This is a genomic window from Variovorax sp. ISS6, from assembly GCF_056523145.1.
This window is the reverse complement of the sequence record NZ_JAWRZC010000001.1, coordinates 2576350-2593389: the sequence shown is the minus strand read 5'-3', so window position 1 is coordinate 2593389 and position 17040 is coordinate 2576350. Positions and strand designations below refer to the sequence as shown.

15 protein-coding genes are annotated in these 17040 nt (G+C 72.4%); 6 read left to right on the top strand and 9 right to left on the bottom strand.

Translation table 11 applies throughout. From position 1 onward, the window contains the following. Window positions 1–39: 39 nt before the first annotated feature. A complete protein-coding gene (locus AC1HIL_RS11795; RefSeq protein WP_057592309.1) occupies window positions 40–888 on the bottom strand; it encodes a LysR family transcriptional regulator in 849 nt (282 codons plus the stop codon). 143 nt (window positions 889–1031) lie between these two features. On the opposite strand from AC1HIL_RS11795, the gene AC1HIL_RS11790 reads away from it, so the two are divergent. Then, entirely contained in the window at window positions 1032–2576 is a 1545-nt protein-coding gene (locus AC1HIL_RS11790; protein ID WP_479671863.1) for an MFS transporter, read from the top strand. Between the two features lies 1 nt (window position 2577). On the opposite strand, the gene AC1HIL_RS11785 is transcribed toward AC1HIL_RS11790, so the two are convergent. Genes AC1HIL_RS11785 through hemC form a run of 4 tightly spaced genes read right to left on the bottom strand, consistent with a single transcriptional unit; the run spans window position 2578 to window position 6695 of the window. Beyond that, complete coding sequence (locus tag AC1HIL_RS11785) at window positions 2578–3876, bottom strand: heme biosynthesis protein HemY (RefSeq protein ID WP_057592311.1); 1299 nt, start codon at window positions 3874–3876, stop codon at window positions 2578–2580. A 16-nt stretch (window positions 3877–3892) separates the two neighbouring features. Continuing rightward, entirely contained in the window at window positions 3893–4993 is a 1101-nt protein-coding gene (locus AC1HIL_RS11780; RefSeq protein ID WP_057592312.1) for a uroporphyrinogen-III C-methyltransferase, read from the bottom strand. Then, a complete protein-coding gene (locus AC1HIL_RS11775; RefSeq protein WP_479671862.1) occupies window positions 4990–5754 on the bottom strand; it encodes a uroporphyrinogen-III synthase in 765 nt (254 codons plus the stop codon). Before AC1HIL_RS11775 ends, AC1HIL_RS11780 begins: the two co-directional genes overlap by 4 nt. Before the next feature lie 14 nt (window positions 5755–5768). Continuing rightward, on the bottom strand, window positions 5769–6695 hold the full coding sequence (gene hemC / locus AC1HIL_RS11770) for a hydroxymethylbilane synthase (protein ID WP_479671861.1): 927 nt from the start codon (window positions 6693–6695) through the stop codon (window positions 5769–5771). Between the two features lie 95 nt (window positions 6696–6790). On the opposite strand from hemC, the gene ppc reads away from it, so the two are divergent. From ppc to AC1HIL_RS11755, 3 genes are all read left to right on the top strand, one after another. Next, a complete protein-coding gene (ppc, locus tag AC1HIL_RS11765) occupies window positions 6791–9637 on the top strand; it encodes a phosphoenolpyruvate carboxylase (RefSeq protein ID WP_479671860.1) in 2847 nt (948 codons plus the stop codon). Between the two features lie 11 nt (window positions 9638–9648). Continuing rightward, window positions 9649–10053, top strand: a complete 405-nt coding sequence (locus AC1HIL_RS11760; protein ID WP_479671859.1) for a GFA family protein — start codon at window positions 9649–9651, stop codon at window positions 10051–10053. Between the two features lie 203 nt (window positions 10054–10256). Beyond that, window positions 10257–11477: an MFS transporter gene (locus tag AC1HIL_RS11755; protein WP_057592334.1), complete on the top strand. Its 1221-nt coding sequence runs from the start codon at window positions 10257–10259 to the stop codon at window positions 11475–11477. Between the two features lie 15 nt (window positions 11478–11492). Here AC1HIL_RS11755 and AC1HIL_RS11750 read toward each other — a convergent pair whose 3' ends face one another. Next, entirely contained in the window at window positions 11493–12458 is a 966-nt protein-coding gene (locus AC1HIL_RS11750; protein ID WP_479671858.1) for a LysR family transcriptional regulator, read from the bottom strand. A gap of 48 nt (window positions 12459–12506) precedes the next feature. On the opposite strand from AC1HIL_RS11750, the gene AC1HIL_RS11745 reads away from it, so the two are divergent. Further along, entirely contained in the window at window positions 12507–13037 is a 531-nt protein-coding gene (locus AC1HIL_RS11745) for a GNAT family N-acetyltransferase (RefSeq protein ID WP_296730660.1), read from the top strand. Further along, window positions 13037–14281, top strand: a complete 1245-nt coding sequence (locus AC1HIL_RS11740; RefSeq protein ID WP_296730663.1) for an MFS transporter — start codon at window positions 13037–13039, stop codon at window positions 14279–14281. Before AC1HIL_RS11745 ends, AC1HIL_RS11740 begins: the two co-directional genes overlap by 1 nt. Window positions 14282–14287: 6 nt before the next feature. Here the strand turns inward: AC1HIL_RS11740 and AC1HIL_RS11735 are convergent, their stop codons facing one another. From AC1HIL_RS11735 to AC1HIL_RS11725, 3 genes are read right to left on the bottom strand one after another with little or no spacing between them, the layout of a single operon-like run. Beyond that, window positions 14288–14680 carry a hypothetical protein gene (locus AC1HIL_RS11735; protein ID WP_057592320.1) on the bottom strand — a complete coding sequence of 131 codons (393 nt, stop codon included), beginning with the start codon at window positions 14678–14680 and terminating at the stop codon, window positions 14288–14290. 1 nt (window position 14681) lies between these two features. After that, window positions 14682–16019, bottom strand: coding sequence for an amidase (locus tag AC1HIL_RS11730; RefSeq protein WP_479671857.1), 1338 nt, complete (start codon window positions 16017–16019; stop codon window positions 14682–14684). After that, a complete protein-coding gene (locus AC1HIL_RS11725; RefSeq protein WP_082321872.1) occupies window positions 16016–16969 on the bottom strand; it encodes a nitrilase family protein in 954 nt (317 codons plus the stop codon). The genes AC1HIL_RS11730 and AC1HIL_RS11725 overlap by 4 nt, the downstream gene beginning before the upstream one ends. Between the last annotated feature and the right edge of the window lie 71 nt (window positions 16970–17040).

Sequence of the window (17040 nt, the reverse complement as noted above, 5' to 3'; positions counted from 1 at the left end):
CTCGACTGCCATGAAGACGGCGCCCTCGGGCGCCGTTTTTCATGGGGCCGGCATCTCGAGGATCAGCTCCCCGAAGCGGCAGGCGCAGGGCGTGCGGCCGTTCTCGCTCCAGATCAGCGAGAAGTCCACGCTCGGCAAGGGCCGCAACCCATAGCGGCCGTCGACGATCTTCATGCCCGGCTCCACGTCCTCGCGCGTGATCACCGTTGCCGCGAGCCCCGCGAGCACCGCCGCGCGAATGCCCTGCGGGCTGGCCGAGGTGAACACCACGTGCCAGTCGATCGGCGCGAGGTCGAGCGCCGAGCCGGCCACCTGCCGGTAGACGCAGGGCTTGGGAAAGAAGGCCAGCGGCAGCGAGCCACCCCTGGGCGGCTCGAAGGTCTCGGCCGCGGCCCAGACCAGCTGCGTGCGCCGCAGCCGCGTGCCTTCCTCCACCTCGGGCGGCGACATCACGACCGCGAGGTCGAGCTCGCCGGCCTTGATCGCCGCGCGCAGGTCGACGTGCATGCTCACGCAGACCTCCATGCGCACCGACGGAAAGGCGCGCGCGAACTGCGACAGCAGCGGCGCCAGGCGCTCGCCCAGGAAGTTGTCGGGTGCGCCGAAACGCACCACACCCGAGATCGGCGAGGGCTGGAAGCGCTGCGTCATGGCATCGAGCGTCGTCAGGATCTGCTCGGCATAGCGCAGGAAATCCTCGCCGTCCTCCGTCACCGTGAGGCGGCGCGTCGTGCGGTGCAGCAGCGCGCGGCCCACCTGCTCCTCGAGCCGGCGGATCTGGTGGCTGATGGCCGACTGCGTCAGGTGCAGGCGCTGCGCGGCGCGCGTGAAGCTGCCGGTCTCCTTCACGGCCACGAAGGCGCGCAGCAGGGTGGGATCGAAGTCCATGGCGGGGCGGGCGGGTCGTTCGAGTAGTGATGGAGATTAATGAATCTCACGAAATTAAATCATTTCCCTCATGAATACCCTTTGCCCAGAATCGCGCTCCTCACGGCCGGCCTCCTCGCCGCGCCGCGCCAACCGGACACCCCATGACCCTCTCACCCACCGCACGCAACCGCCTCGCGCTGGTCGCCCTCTGCCTCGTCGCCGCGATGTTCGGCCTCGAGATCTCCAGCATTCCCGTGATCCTGCCCACGCTCGAGAAGACGCTGCACGCCGACTTCGAGGCCATGCAATGGATCATGAATGCCTACACCATCGCCTGCACCACGGTGCTGATGGCGGCCGGCACGCTGGCCGACCGCTACGGTCGCAAGCGCGTGCTGGCGATCAGCCTGCTGCTGTTCGGCCTCACCTCGCTGGCCTGCGGGCTGGCGCCGAGCGCGCCGCTGCTGATCGGCGCGCGCTTCCTGCAGGGCCTGAGCGGCGGCACCATGCTGATCTGCCAGATCGCCATCCTCTCGCATCAATTCCAGGAGGGCCGCGAGCGCAGCCGGGCCTTCGCGATCTGGGGCGTGGTGTTCGGCGTCGGCCTGGGCTTCGGGCCGATCGTCGGCGGTGCGATCGCCGCGCTGTGGCGCTGGGAATGGGTGTTCCTGGTCCATGCGCCGCTGGCCGCCATCGCCTGGCTGCTCGCGGCCGCGAGCATCGGCGAGTCGCGCGACCCCGAGGCGAAGCGGCTCGACCTCGCGGGCATCGTCACGCTGTCGCTCGCGGTGCTCGGCCTCACGGGCTACATCACGCAGGGGCCCGGACTCGGCTTCGCGAGCGCGGCGGCTCTGGCCCTGCTCGGCGCCGCGGCCGCGAGCTTCGCGGCCTTCGTGGCGATCGAGCGAAGCCGCGCCCATCCGATGTTCGACTTCTCGGTGTTCCGCATCCGCGCGTTCTCGGGCGCGATCCTCGGCTCGGTCGGCATGAACTTCAGCTTCTGGCCCTTCATGATCTACCTGCCGATCTACTTCCAGGCCGGCCTGGGCTACGACGCGGTGCAGGCGGGCACGGCGCTGCTGGCCTACACGCTGCCGACCCTGCTCGCGCCGCCGCTGGGCGAGCGGCTCGCCACGCGCTTTCGCGCCGGCATCGTGATCCCGGCGGGCCTGTTCGCCATCGGCGCGGGTTTCCTGCTGATGCGCTGGGGCAGCGGCGCCGCCGACGCGAGCTGGCTCACGCTGCTCCCGGGCTGCCTGCTGGCGGGCCTCGGCCTGGGCGTGATCAACACGCCGGTGACCAACACCACCACCGGCTCGGTGTCCGCGAGCCGCGCCGGCATGGCCTCGGGCATCGACATGAGCGCGCGGCTCATCACGCTGGCGGTCAACATCGCGCTGATGGGCTTCCTGCTGCTCGCGGGCATCGCCGACGCGCTGCGCCGCGCGCTGCCGGAACTGGCCGTGTCGCTGCCCGCGCTCGCCGAGCGGATCGCGGCCGGGCACCTCGCGACGCTGCATCGGGAGTTTCCGGCGCTTGCCGCGCTCGACCCCTCGGGCACCATCGCCCACGCGGCACTGCTGCGGGGTTTCGGCGGGGTGATGCTCTACGGCGCGCTCGGCGTGTGGATGCTCGCGGCGCTGAGCGCGCTGGCCTTCCACGGCGGAAGCAGGCGGCCGGCGGTCGCCTGTGCCTCGCGTCCCTGAGCTATCGCAACGAAACCGGGTGGTTCTCGATCTGCGCCGCGTTGCGCCAGGCCAGCGCGGCCTGCTCGGCATCGCCGCGGTCCTCGGCCAGCTGCGCGAGCGCGAGCCAGGCGCGACGGTAGAGCTCGGGATCCTGCAGCCCCATGCCGGCCTGCGACAGCAGCTGCTGCGCCTTGCCCCAGAGCTGGCGCTTCATGCAGGCCATGCCCGCGAGGTACTGCAGGTTGGCATCGCGCGGGTTGTTGCGCTGGGCGCTCTCGATGCGCGCGAGCCAGTCGGCATCGACCGGATCGAGCCCCGCCTCGAGCGCCAGCGCGAGCTTGACGCGCAGCGCGTCGCCGAGACCGCGCGGCACCGACACCATGCGCTCCCAGACCGGCAGCAGCCAGCCGCGCGCCACCGGCAGGTCGCCCTTGAGCAGCACCATGCGCTGCGCGGCGTGGATGGCGACCTCGGGCATCTCGCGTTCGGCCGTCTCGAGTTCGGACCAGGCGCGCAGCAGCTGCGCCGGATCGTGCGCGCCCGTCAGCAGCTCGGTCGCGAGCCCGCGCACGATGCTCTGCGCGGCGGCCTCCGAGAAGGCACGGTGCTTGGCCAGCAGCCGCGCGGTTTCGAGCGCCTCGAGCGTGCGGCGGTCCTGGCGCGCGGCCTTCAGCCGCAGCCGCAGCGCCAGCGTGCGGCGCTGCGCGCCCTGCGGCAGTTCCTCCAACCGTGCGAGCGCGGCGGCCGGATCGCGGTCTTCGAGCGCCCAGCGCGCGGCGCGCAGCTGCACGCCCTCGCGGGTCTCGGGGCTGGCCAGCAGGTTGCGGTCGGCGCTCTCGTTGAGCGCCTGCTGCAGGTGGGCGTCGCGCGCCGGGCGGTCCTGCAGCGCCTGCGCGCTCTCGGCCGCCAGCAGGTGCGACAGCACGCGCACCTGCTGCGCCTGCGGCAGGCTGGCGCCGAGCGCGGCCAGGGTCTTCTCCTGCGTGAGCGCAGCCTGCGCGGCCTTGCGCGCGCGCGAGAAGCGGCCCGAGATCAGCTGCACCATCGCATCGAGCAGCGCCGAATGCAGCATGCGTTCCTTCTGCTGCATGCGCCACTGGCGCGCCTGCGTCGGCAGCGAGAACAGCGCGGCCAGCGCGCGCAGCGCCGCGTGCAGCAGCACGAACAGCGTCAGCAGGATCACCAGCACGAGGTTGAGCGAGAGGTCGACCCGCCAGGGCGGCCAGAACACGGTGATCGTGCCCTGGTTGTTGCCGGCGAACAGCGCGACCGCCGCGGCGACGGCGAACAGCGCGAGGAGCCAGAGTGCGGCGCGCATGGAAAGCCCTGCCTCCTCAGCGTCCGGCCGCGGCGGTGGCCAGGGCGGCGAGCGTGTCGTCGATGCGCGGCGGCTCGGTGGTCTTCACCAGCGCCTGCAGCTGCTGCAACTGCGTGGCGGCCGTCTGCGTGCGGCGCGACGCGGGATCGAAATAGCGGTTGAGCGAGGCCGCCACGGTGGCGAGCTCGCTGCGCGTGACGTCGACCTGGCGCGACAGCAGCGACAGCCGCGCGTTGAGCAGCTTGAGCTTGAGGTTCTCGCGCAGGAAGTAGGTCTGGTCGGGCGCCAGCAGGATCGCCTCGGGCCGCTCGATGCGGCCCACGCGCACCAGCGAGCGCGCCTCGTTGCGCACCGTGAGCAGCGCGCGCTCCCACCAGGGCGCGTCGGCCGGCACCGGGTCGGACTGCCAGGCATTGAGGCCGGTGCCGCGCATCGCGACCGCGTTGAGCGGCGGCAGGTCGTCCACGCCGCGCATCAGTTCGTCGAGCTTCTGCAGCGCCTCGCCGCCGTCGGCGCTGGCGGTGCTGCGCAGCCGGTCGGCGTCGCGCTGCATGGCGCGCTGCAGCGGCGCCAGCCGCGGCTGGGCGGCGCGCGCGATGCGCAGGTCGCCGGCCTTCAGCGCGGCCAGCAGCGGCTCGACGCTGCCCGTGACCTGCGCCTGCTGCAGCGCGAGCCGCAGCGTGGATTCGATGTCGACCACCAGGTTCTCGTCGCGCGAACGCGAGAGGCTCTGCATCAGTTCCTCGAGCTGCGAGCGCTGCAGCGCGACCTCGGCGACCCGGGTCTCGGTGAGCGCCACGCGCGCGGCGGTGTCGCGCACCGTGTCCTTGGCCTCGCGTGCCAGCGTGCGCGCCTCGAGCGACTGCATCAGCGCCTCGCTGCTCTGGCGCGCGAGCTGCTCCTTCATGTTGCCGACCTTCTGCCACAGCGCGATCGACGTCAGCAGCGCGCCCAGCGAGACCAGGGCCAGCAGGCCGAGACCGATGCGCGTGAGGGTGGTGGCGGCCGCGGCGAGGGCAGCGGGAGATTGGGAGGAAGTCGTCAGCGGAGCCGGCACGGGTGCCTGGGGTGCGGCGGAGGCGGAAGAAGACTCGTCGGACGGAGGCACGGCGCTCATGCGAGGGATTCTATCGACGCGACCAGCGCTTCCAGCAGCGGCGCGCTCTCGCGCACCGTGCCGAAACCCGCGCCACGCGCGGCTTGCGCGATGCGCGGGTGGGTGGCGATGGCGCGCGCGGCCCGCCAATCGGTGGACGGCAGCGCGGCGCGCAGGTTGGCGATCGCCTCGGAACTGCTGAAGAGCCAGAGCGCGCGGCCGGCCGCGCCCTCCCCGGCCAGCCGGCGCTGGGCGTCGTCGAACACGGGCGCGAGCCGGCGGTAGGCGACCACCGTGTCGCGCTGGGCGCCCGCAGCGTCGAGCGCCTGCGCGAGCCAGTCGCGGCCCGCGGGCCGGCCCTGCGCGTCGCCGCCGCGCACGATCAGCACGCGCATGCCGGGCACGACCCGCGGCCCCACGATCGCCCACAGGGCTTCGGAATCGAAGCGGCCTTCGTCGGCCGCTGGCGTGTCGATGGCCTCGGGCGGAACACCGTTGCGTTGCAGCGCGCGCGCGGTGCCGGGGCCGGTGGCCCAGAAGCGGCAGCCGGCTGGCGGCGCGGCGCCGACGTTGGCCTCGAAGAAGCGGACGACCGCCGCGGCGCTCACGAACATCCGCGCCGCATGGGCGTCGCTCCAGGCCGCGCGCAACGGCGCGGCATCGGCGACCGGCGCGATCTCGATCAAGGGAAGCGCACGCGCGTCGAAGCCCGCGTCGCGCAGGGCATCGATCCACGGGGGTGCCTCGCGCGCCGGCCGTGTCACGAGGACGGTCGTCGCCACGGTCCCCACGCGCCTCAGTGGGCGCCCGCGTCGCGCAGCAGCGAGGCCGCGTGCAAACCGAGCGCATCGGCCTGCGCGTGATCGCCGGCCTCGGCGCGCGCGCTCACCTGCAGCATCGGCTCGGCGCCCTCGGGGTCGCCCCAGGCGGCGTCGATGCGCAGGCTGCCGTCGGGCTGCCAGCGCGCATGCGCGGCCAGCGGCATCGAGCAGCTGCCGCCCATCGCGCGGCTCACGGCGCGCTCGGCGGCGGTGGCGAGCCAGTCGCCGCGGTGCGCGAGCGGCGCCAGCAGTTCGATCAGGTCGGCGCGGTCGGCACGCACCTCGATGCCCAGCGCGCCCTGGCCCGCGGCCGGCAGCATGGTCTCGGGTTCGAAGGCGACGCGGATGCGGTCCTCGAGGCCCAGGCGCTTAAGGCCCGCGGCGGCGAGCACGATGGCGTCGTACTGGCCTTCGTCGAGCTTGCGCAGGCGGGTGTCGAGGTTGCCGCGCAGCGGTTCGATGCGCAGGTCGGGCCGGCGCGCGCGCAGCAGCATCACGCGGCGCAGGCTCGAGGTGCCGACCACGGCGCCCTGCGGCAGTTCGTCGAGCGAGGCGTAGCGCGGCGACACCAGCGCGTCGCGCGGGTCCTCGCGCTCGAGCACGCAGGCCAGCACGAAGCCCTCGGGCAGTTCCATCGGCACGTCCTTGAGCGAATGGACCGCGATGTCGGCACGCCCTTCCTCGAGCGCGAGCTCGAGCTCCTTCACGAACAGGCCCTTGCCGCCGACCTTGCTCAGGGTGCGATCGAGGATCTGGTCGCCACGCGTGGTCATGCCCAGCAGGCGGACCGTGTGGCCCTTGTCTTGCAACAGCGCTTGCACGTGCTCGGCTTGCCACAAGGCCAGCCGGCTTTCGCGCGTGGCAATCACGATATTGCTCAAAACCGCCCCCGAAAAGTACATGAACAGAAACCGGCGGGATGCTAGCATGTTGCGCCGCAGCAACGGCGGCGACGCTCCATTCCAACAGCACTCCAAGTCTCCAGGAACAACATCGAATGAAAGCCAGCAAGACCCCTGTCGCCCCACCGAAGCGCAGGCAAGCCGAAGACCAGCCGCTGATCGACGACATCCGCCTGCTGGGCCGCATCCTCGGCGATGTGATCCGGGAGCAGGAGGGCAAGGAGAGCTATGAACTGGTGGAGAAGATCCGCACGCTGTCGGTGGCCTTCCGCCGCGATGCCGACCAGACCGCCGACCGCGCGCTCAAGAACCTGCTCAAGAGCCTGACCGCGGCCGAGACCGTGCGCGTGATCCGCGCCTTCAGCTACTTCAGCCACCTGGCCAACCTGGCGGAAGACCGCCACCTGATCCGCCGCCGCACCGAGGCCGAACGCGCCGGCGAAAGCGCCGACGGCGACCTGCAGACCGCGCTGGCGCGCATCCGCAAGGCCGGCGTGAAGCCCGACGAGATCGTGGCCACGCTGGCCCACAGCTACCTGTCGCCGGTGCTCACCGCGCACCCGACCGAGGTGCAGCGCAAGAGCATCCTCGACGCCGAGCGCGCCATCGCGCTGCTGCTGACCACGCGCGACGAGATCCGCCTGCGCCAGCAGGCCTATGCCGGCGGCACCGACGCGCTGTCGCCGCTCGAATTCGCCGACAACGAGGCGCAGATCCGCATCCGCGTCACGCAGCTGTGGCAGACGCGCCTGCTGCGCTTCTCCAAGCTCACCGTGGCCGACGAGATCGAGAACGCGCTGAGCTACTACGAGGCCACCTTCCTGCGCGAGATCCCGCGCGTCTATGCCGACCTCGAGAAGGCGCTGGCGCAGGGCGGCCAGACGCCCTCGGTCGCGACCTTCCTGCGCATGGGCCAGTGGATCGGCGGCGACCGCGACGGCAACCCCAACGTCACGGCCGAGACGCTCGAGTACGCGCTGCGCCGCCAGGCCGAGCTGGCGCTGCGCCACTACCTCACCGAGGTGCACTACCTGGGCGGCGAGCTCTCGCTGTCGGCCACCCTGATCGACGTGTCGGTCGAGATGCAGGCGCTGGCCGAGCGTTCGCCCGACACCAGCGAGCACCGCAAGGACGAGCCCTACCGCCGCGCGCTGACCGGCGTCTATTCGCGGCTCGCGGCCACGCTGCGCGAGCTCACGGGCGGCGAGGCCGCGCGCCACGCGGTGGCGCCGCAGAACCCCTATGCCACGGCCGAGGAGTTCCTCGCCGACCTGCGCACCATCGAGGACTCGCTCGGCGAGAAGCACGGCAGCCTGCTGGCCGCGCCGCGCCTCAAGCCGCTGATCCGCGCGGTCGAGGTGTTCGGCTTCCACCTCGCCACGGTCGACCTGCGCCAGAGCTCCGACAAGCACGAGGCGGTGATCGCCGAGCTGCTGGCCACCGCGCGTATCGAGCCCGCCTACGCCTCGCTGGCCGAGGAAGCCAAGCAGACGCTGCTGCTCAAGCTGCTCGACGACGCGCGCCCGCTGCGCGTGCCCGATGCCGACTACTCGCCGCTCGCCCGCAGCGAACTCGCGATCTTCGCGGCCGCGCGCGTGGCCCGCGCGCGCTACGGCGACGCGGCGATCCGCCACTACATCATCAGCCACACCGAGACCGTGAGCGACCTGCTCGAGGCGCTGCTGCTGCAGAAGGAAGTGGGCCTGCTGCGCGGCGCGATGGACAAGGACGCCACCTGCGACCTGATCGTGGTGCCGCTGTTCGAGACCATCGAGGACCTGCGCAATGCCGCGCCGATCGTGCGCGCCTTCTATGCGCTGCCGAACATCCAGGCGCTGATCGAGCGCTCGGGCGCCGAGCAGGACGTGATGCTCGGCTACAGCGACAGCAACAAGGACGGCGGCATCTTCACGAGCAACTGGGAGCTCTACCGCGCCGGCATCGCGCTGGTGGCGCTGTTCGACGAGCTCAACAGGAAGAAGGCCAACCCCATCCGCCTGCGCATGTTCCATGGCCGCGGCGGCACGGTGGGCCGCGGCGGCGGCCCGAGCTACCAGGCGATCCTCGCGCAGCCCCCGGGCACGGTGCGCGGCCAGATCCGCCTGACCGAACAGGGCGAGGTCATCGGCTCGAAGTACGCCAACCGAGAGATCGGCCGGCGCAACCTCGAGACCCTGGTGGCCGCCACGCTCGAGGCCACGCTGCTGCCGCAGGGCAAGTCGGCGCCCGCCACCTTCCTGTCGGCGGCCGGCGAGCTCTCGAGCGCGAGCATGGCGGCCTACCGCAAGCTGGTCTACGAGACCCCGGGCTTCGGCGAGTACTTCTTCAGCGCCACGCCGATCCGCGAGATCGCCGAGCTCAACATCGGCTCGCGCCCCGCCTCGCGCAACCCCAGCCACAAGATCGACGACCTGCGCGCCGTGCCCTGGAGCTTCAGCTGGGGCCAGTGCCGCCTCACCATCCCGGGCTGGTTCGGCTTCGGCTCGGGCGTGGAGCAGTTCCTCGCGGCCGCCGGCAATGCCGCGGGCCGCAAGGAGCGCCAGGCGCTGCTGCAGCGCATGTACGCGCAGTGGCCCTTCTTCCGCACGCTGCTGTCGAACATGGACATGGTGCTCGCCAAGAGCGACCTCGCGCTGGCCTCGCGCTATGCCGAGCTGGTGAGCGACCGCAAGCTGCGCCAGAAGGTGTTCTCGATGATCGATGCCGAATGGCACCGCACCTCGGACGCGCTCACGCTGATCACCGGCGCCAAGCAGCGGCTCGAGGGCAATGCCGAGATGCAGCGCTCGGTGCGCCACCGCTTCCCCTACATCGACCCGCTGCACCACCTGCAGGTCGAGCTGATGCGGCGCTACCGCGCGGGCGACGGCGGCGAGCGGCTGCAGCGCGGCATCCACATCTCGATCAACGGCGTGGCCGCGGGCCTGCGCAACACCGGCTGAGGAGGCACGGCATGCAAGGCTCCTGTCTCTGCGGCGCCGTGGCCTACGAGGCCGCGAAGCTCGCGGGCCCGATCGGCCACTGCCACTGCCGGACCTGCCGCAAGGCGCATGCGGCCGCCTTCGCGAGCACGGCGCGCGTGGACCGCGCCGACTTCCGCTGGCTGCGCGGCCAGGACGACGCGCTCGCGGCCTTCGAGTCGACGCCCGGCAAGCTGCGCCATTTCTGCCGCCGCTGCGGCAGCCACCTCGTGGCCGAGTGGGAGGCCCAGCCGCAGGTGATCCTGCGCGTGGGCTCGCTCGACGACGATCCCGGCGTGCGGCCCAGCCAGCACATCTGGCGCTCGCACGACGTGCCGTGGATGGCCTGCGGCGAGGACCTGCCCTCGTTCGCCGAAGGCGCGCCGCCGAAGCCCTGAGCGCGCATTGCCGTCGATGGACGGCAATGCGCCGCCTGCGTGCGGTCGAGGACACGCAAACCCCTCGATTGTTCGCCCCCGGGAAACTGACAACTGCCGCGCGGCCCCTTTGTCGCGGGCGCCCGTGCGACCACACTGCGAAGCCCTTTGCAACAAGCATCGACCGCCGCGCCGGCCGATGCCCACCGGACTTCCTCCTCATGATGAACGCACCCAGCGGCGCCCCCTGCATCGACGCGCTGCCGCCCGATTCCGCGAAGACCTCGCGCTCGACCTGGCTCGCGGTCGGCTCGCTCTCGGTCGGCTCCTTCGCCATGGTCTCGACCGAGTTCATGCCGATCGGCCTGCTCACCGACATCGCCAGCACCCTCAACGTCTCCAACGGCACGGCGGGCCTGATGATCACCATGCCCGGCATCCTCGCGGCCTTCGCGGGGCCGGGCCTGATCGTGGCCTCGGGCCGGCTCGACCGCCGCACCCTGCTGATCGGCCTCACCGTGGCGCTGATCGCCTCGAACCTGCTCGCGGCCTTCGCGCCCAACTTCGCCACCATGCTGATCGCGCGGCTGATCCTCGGCCTGTGCGTGGGCGGCTTCTGGACCTTCGCGCCGCCGGCCGCCACGCAACTGGTGCCGCCGGCCCAGCAGGCGCGCGCGATGTCGCTGGTGCTGGCCGGCGTGTCGGCCGCCACCGTGCTCGGCGTGCCGGCCGGTGCCTTCCTCGGCACCACCTTCGGCTGGCGCGCCTCCTTCGCCGCCACCGGCGCGCTGGCCGGGGCCGTGCTGCTGGTGCAGCTGTGGCTGCTGCCGCCGCTGCCCTCGGCACGCGCCATCGGCGCGCGCGACCTGCTGATCCCGCTGACGCGGCGCATGGCGCAGGTCGGGCTGCTCGCGGTGCTGTTCTTCATCGCCGGCCACTTCGCCGCCTACACCTACCTCAAGCCGCTGCTGCAGCAGGTCTTCGGCCTCGACCCCAACGGCGTGACCACGCTGCTGCTGGTCTACGGCGCCGTGGGCTTCTTCGGCACCTTCCTGGGCGGCAGCATGGTGGCGCGCAGCGTGCGCGGCACCACCCTGCTGGCCGCGCTGCTGCTGGCCACGGCGCTGATCCTGTCGACGCTGCTGGGCACCGGCCTGGTGGCCGGCGCGGTGGTGGTCGTGATCTGGGGCGTGGCCTTCGGCCTGATCCCGGTGGCGCTCACGGGTTGGATGCTCGAGGCCGTGCCCGATGCGCCCGAGGCCGGCCAAGCGCTGCTGGTCAGCGGCTTCCAGGTGGCGATCGCCTCGGGCGCGCTGCTCGGCGGCCGCGTGGTCGACGGCTGGGGCATCTCGAGCACCATGGTGATGAGCGGCGGGCTGGTGCTGGTCGCGGCGCTGATCGTGGTCACGCTGGGCCGTGCGCGCGGCGCCGCCGTGGCGGCCTGAGCGGCAGCTTCTCCCTCAACGGCCGGGACGCCCGCGTGGCGTGCCCGGCCGTCTGCTTTCGGCCCCGGCCCGCGCGATCGCATCGAGCACCACGCGAAGGCCTTTGCCCACCGGCTTGTCGCGCCGCAGCACGATCGCCAAGCTGCGCGACAGCGGCGGCACCAGCCGGCTGATCTTGAGTTCGGGATGGGCGCCGCGCCCGCGCATCGCCATGCCGGGCACGATGGCGTAGCCCAACCCCGCGGCCACCATCTCCTTCATCGCCTCGACGCTGCCGAGTTCCATCACCGGCTGCGGCTGCAGCCCTTCGGCCGCGAACCAGCGCTCGACCAGCCGGCGCGTGTTGGCCGCGGGCTCGAACAGCACCAGCGGCAGCGGCGCCAGGTCGGCCGGTCCCACGCGCGCCTTCAGCGGCGCGAGGTCGGCGCGGCCGATGGCCACGAACTCGTCGTCGAGCACCGGCGTCACCTCGAGCGAACGCCCCGTGGCCGGCAAGGTGACGAGCGCGAGGTCGATGCTGTTCTCCTCCACCTTGCGCACGCAGTCGTCGGTGTTGCCGGTGCTCACCACCACGCTGAGCGCGGGGTACTGCTCGCGCAGCGCGCGCAGCAGCGGCGGCAGCAGGTGCAGGCAGGCCGTGGCGCCGGTGCCCAGCCGCACGCGGCCCGCGACCGCGCTCGCATGGTCGCCCAAGGCCTCGATCGCGTTCTCGACCGCCGCATCGATGTGCTGCGCATGCCGCAGCAGCTCGCTGCCGGCCGCCGTGGCCCGCGCGCGCCGGCCCACGCGCTCCACCAGCCGCACCGCGAGGCGGCGCTCGAGCTGGCGCACCTGCAGGCTCACCGCGGGCTGGGTCAGGCCCAGGCGCTCGGCCGCGGCCGAGAAGCTGCCGGTCTCGACCACCAGGCCGAAGGCGCGCAGCTGGTCGAGGTTGAGCGAGCGCTGCAGCGGTTTTTCCAAAGTTTTTCTCATGGCTTGCATAGGTGATCGAAGCTTCATTTATCGATCGCCGCGCGTCAAGATCGCGCCATGCCTTCTTCCGACCCTTCTTCCGCTTCCGCCGCGTTCGAGATCGCCGACGCCGAGCCCCAGCACCTGGACCAGATCCAGGCCATCTACAGCCACTACGTGCTGCACGACCTCTGTTCCTTCGAGGAACAGGTGCCGACCGTGGCCCAGATGCTGTCGCGCCGCCTCGAGGTGCTGCGCCTGGGCCTGCCTTACCTGGTCGCGCTGCGCGAAGGCCGCGTGGTCGGCTATGCCTATGCCGGCGCCTACCGCGCGCGCTCCGCCTACCGCCACACGGTCGAGGACTCGATCTACGTCGCGCAGGGCGAGCATGGCCGCGGCATCGGCAAGGCGCTGCTGGCGGCGCTGATCGAACGCTGCGCCGCGCGGGGCCTGCGCCAGATGGTCGCTGTGGTCGGCCACAGCGGCAACGCGGGCTCGACGCGGCTGCACGAGAGCCTGGGCTTCGAACAGGTCGGCGTGCTGCGCGACGTGGGCTTCAAGTTCGGCCGCTGGGTCGACACCGTGCTGATGCAGCGCGCGCTGGCCTGATGGCGGCACAGCCATCCCTGCCCGCGCCGGGCTGGCTCGCGATGCTCTGCGCGAGCCGGCTGCTGCAGGCCATGATCGTCACGGCCTATGCCGGCGTGCTGCCCTTCACCATGGTCGACTGGCGGATGAGTGCCGCGCAGGCCGGCTCGATCCAGAGCGCCTGGCACGTGGGCTACATGAGTTCGCTGTTCGCCGTAGGCCTGCTCGCGGACCGCTTCGGCGCGCACCGCGTGTTCCTGCTCGGCAGCGCGGTCAGCGCGATCGCGGCGCTGGGCTTCGCGCTGTTCGCGAGCGGCCATCGCTCGGCGCTGTTGCTGTACGGGCTCGCGGGGCTGTGCGCCGGTGCCTCGTACACGCCGGGGCTGCAGCTGCTCGCGCGCAATGCCGAACCCGCCGTGCGCGGCCGCGCGATGGGGCTGTTCCTCGGCGCCTCGTCGCTCGGCTATGCGCTCTCGCTCGCGGTGGTGGCCGCGCTCGCGAGCCTCGCGCACTGGCGCCATGGCCTGATCGCGGCGGCGCTGTGCACCGCGGTGGGCGCGCTGCTCACCGTGCCCGCGCTGCGCCGCATGCAACTGCCTACGGCACCGCCACAGGCCGCGCGCGAAAGCACGCTGCGCGCGCTGGCCGAGACGGTGCGCGACAAGCCCGCGATGGCCGGCAACTGGGCCTATGCCTTCCATTGCTGGGAGCTGATGGCGCTGTGGGCCTGGCTGCCCGCCTACCTCGTGGCCGCGTCGGGCGATGTGCCCGCGGCCTGGAAGGGCGCGGGCATCGCGCTCGCGGCGCTGGCGCACCTGGTCAGCGTGTTCGGCAGCATCGCGGGCGGTGCCGCCTCCGACCGCTGGGGCCGCGCGCGCGTGATGATGGTCGCCACCCTCGCGAGCCTGTGCATGTCCTTCGCCTTCGGCTGGATGTGGAGCTGGCCGCTGTGGCTGCTGGCGGCGGCGGCCGCGCTCTACAACCTGTTCGCGATCGCCGACTCCTCGGTCTACTCGACCGCGCTGGCCGACGTGGTGGCGCCGCATCGCCTGGGCGTGGCCTATTCGGTGCGTTCGGTGATGGGCTTCGGCGCGGGCGCGGTCAGCCCCTGGGTGTTCGGCCTCGCGCTCGACTGGGGGCAGGCGCGCTTCGGCGTGGGCAGCACCCACGCCTGGGTGGCGGCATGGACCACGGTCGGACTGGGCGCGCTGCTCGGGCCGCTGATGATCGCGCGCTTCGCGCGGCTGGCCAGGCCACCGCGCTGAGCGTCCTCAGCCGCCCTCGCCCTGCGCCCACTCGGGGCTGTAGCCGCCCAGCGTCGGGTGGTACATCTCGTCGCCCGCATGCTGGGTGAACTCGACGTTGAGCCGGTCCTCGCGCAGCCCGAGGATCTCCGCGCAGTCGCGGCACAGCGCCTTCGCGACCGCGAGCCGCAGCTCGGCCGAACGGCCGCGCCGGATGTCGCACATCAGCACCGAGACCTCGACCGGCTGGCCATCGACCATGCGCCACACGCCGCCCTCGCCCGCCTCGCGCACCGCCACGCTGATGCGCCGGATGTCCACGCTCATCATCGCGGCATAGGTTTCGCACAGGCGCTGCGCGAGCCGCCGCTTGTCGGTGGCCGCATGGCGGCCGTTCACGTCGAGTTGCAGATAGGGCATGTCAGGCGACTCCTTCGAGGGTGGAAGCGAGGCGGAACAGCGCGGCTTCCCTGCCGGCCGCGGCCACCAGTTGCAGCGCGATCGGCAGGCCGTCGATGCGCCCCACGGGCACGCTGATCGCGGGCAGCCCGACCAGGTTCCACGGGCTCGTGAGCGACAGCAGCGCGGCGCGCACCTCGACGGCCGCGCCATCGATGCGGGGCGTTCGCTCGCCGATGGCGGGCGCCAGCATCGGCACGGTCGGCAGCGCCAGCACCTCGTGCCGCCGCAGCAGCTCGGCCACGGCGCGCGCCACGGCCTCGCGCTGCGCGAGCGCGCGCACATAGCGCCAGGCCGGGATCGCCTCGCCGCGGCGCAGGCGCTGCAGCACCTCGGCATCGATGGCCTCGGCGCCGCGCGCCACATCGTCCGCATGCACGGCGAAGGCCTCGCTGGCCTGCAGCGTGGAGAAGAGCTCGAACAGTTCGTGCGCCTGCGGCAGCCGCGCGGGCAGGTCCACCTCGTCGACCGGCAGGCCGGCGGCACCGAGGCGTTCGTGCACGGCGCGCGCGATGCGTGGATCGGTGCGCGCGAGCAGCGAAGGAACGATCCAGCCGATGCGCGTCGCGGGCGCCACGGCCGCATCGAGCGGCGCGAGGCAGCCATAGGCCAGCGCCACGTCCCCGGCGTCGCGCGCGAACAGCCCCACGTGGTCGAGCGACGCGGCCAGCGGCCGCACGCCCTCGCACGAGATCGCGCCATGGGCCGGCTTGAAGCCCGCCACGCCGCACAGCGCCGCGGGCACGCGCACCGACCCCGCGGTGTCGGTGCCCAGCGCCAGCGGCACCATGCCCGCGGCCACCGCGACCGCGCTGCCGCCGCTGCTGCCGCCCGACATGCGCGCGCTCGCATGCGGATTGCGCGCCGCGCCATGCACCGAGCGGTCGCCGGTGGCGCCATAGGCGAACTCGTGCAGCGTGGTCTTGCCCACCGGCACCGCGCCGGCCGCGCGCAACCGCCGCACGCAGGCCGCGTCGTCATGCGCCACGTGCTCGAGGTACAGCGCCGAGCCCTGCGTGGTGGGCTGGCCCGCGATGTCGATCAGGTCCTTGATCGCCACCGGCATGCCGTGCAGCGGGCCGCGGTCGATGCCTTGCCGCAGCTCGTCGTCGGCACGCAGCGCGGCGGCGCGCGCGCCCTGCGCATCCACGCGCACGAAGGCATTGAGCCGCGGGTTCCGAGACTCGATCGCGGCCAGCGAGGCCTCGACCAACTGCGCCGAGGTGCGGCGGCCCGCGCGCAGGTCGTTCGCGAGCGCGGCGATCGTCTGCCGCGCGAAGAAGCCGAAGGTCTCGCTCATCGCGGCAGCGCCCGCGCACCGACGTAGCCGAGCAGCGGGTCGTAGAGGTCGGTGCGGCGGTCGCGGTGCAGGTCGTTGAGCGGCGTCCAGATCGGTGCCGAGCGCGCCGCGCCGATGTCGACGTCGGCATGGAGGATGGTGTCCTCGTCGGGCCCCGCGATGCGGCCGATCGGCCAGCCGTTGGTGCCCGCGATCAGCGAGTTGCCCATGAAGCCCGCGCCGCGCTCGGTGCCGATGCGGTCGGCCGTCGCGATGAAGATGCCGTTGGCATGGGCCGCCGTCATCGTGAGGTAGGCCGCCATGCAGGTGCCGCTGGCGTCGTACAGCGGCGGCGGCGTCCAGACCCAGTTGGTGGGCGCGCAGACGATGTCGGCGCCCAGCTGCGCGAGGATGCGCGGCACCTCGGGAAACCAGATGTCCCAGCACACCAGCAGGCCGATGCGGCCGATCCGGGTCTCGAACACCGGATAGCCCTCGTCGCCGGGCGTGAACCACAGCTTCTCGTTGTTCCACAGGTGGGTCTTGCGGTAGCGGCCGATGTAGCCCTCGGGCCCGACCAGCACCGCGGTGTCGAACAGCTGCAGCCCGTCCTGCTCGACCAGGCAGCCGACGATGTGGATGCCGTGCTTCGCCGCATACGACACCCACCCCTGCACCGTGGCACCCCCGGGCACGGGCTCGGCATGGGCATAGGCCTCGGCGCGGCCGCTGAAGCAGTAGCCGGTGGTCGCGAGCTCGGGCAGCACCACGAGCTGCGCGCCGTTGGCGACCGCGGCATCGAGCCGCTGGTAGATGGCCGCGCTGTTGCGCGCAAGGTTCTCCACGCCGACCTGCGGGTCGAACTGCACCACGGCCACGCGCACGGGGCTGGCGCGCAGGCCGGGAACGGCATCGGCGCCGCGGGCGATGCCGGCGGCGGGGGACGGTTGCGTATCGGATGAAACGGTCATGGATGGCTTTCTGCGCAATGGCAAAGGGAGGGATCGAATCGGCTATCTGGTTTTTATTTAAAACCTGATTG